Origin of the sequence: Pseudomonas uvaldensis (assembly GCF_021271205.1) — a bacterium.
Classification (GTDB): domain Bacteria; phylum Pseudomonadota; class Gammaproteobacteria; order Pseudomonadales; family Pseudomonadaceae; genus Aquipseudomonas; species Aquipseudomonas uvaldensis.
Genome location: NZ_JAIWKS010000049.1, coordinates 1 through 400, shown reverse-complemented (window position 1 = coordinate 400; position 400 = coordinate 1). Strand labels below are relative to the sequence as shown.

General features: G+C 63.8%; 1 protein-coding gene. It reads right to left on the bottom strand.

Going from position 1 to position 400, the window contains the following annotated elements; genetic code table 11:
• The coding region (locus tag LCU97_RS26530) for an RHS repeat domain-containing protein (protein ID WP_232778218.1) at positions 1 to 400 on the bottom strand (400 nt) is incomplete at both ends.

Sequence of the window (400 nt, the reverse complement as noted above, 5' to 3'; positions counted from 1 at the left end):
GGGCAGGGTCTTGAGCTGCAGCCGCCCGGTCGCGTCGCGCTGGTAACGCGTGAGCCTTTGGCTGCCGTCATCGCCGAACTCGGTTTTCTCCAGCAGGTGTCCGTTGAGGTCGTAGGCATAGGCCGTGCGTTGGCCGTCGAAGCCTGTTTGCTGTCGGATCAGGCCGTTGGGCGTGTAGTCCAACTGATATTTTTCGCCGGATTCGTTCTCGATTTCCGTCAGCAGCAGCCGCGCCGAGTCGTAGCGGTACTTCAGTTCGCTGCCATCGGGGTTGAGACGACGGGTGATCAGGTGCAGGTCGTCGGCATACTCGTAGCGGGTGACGCGCCCCTGTTCGTCGCGTGCTTCGGTGACCTTGCCGTAGGCGTTGTAGCGCCAGGCGCGGGTGGCGCCGTTGGGC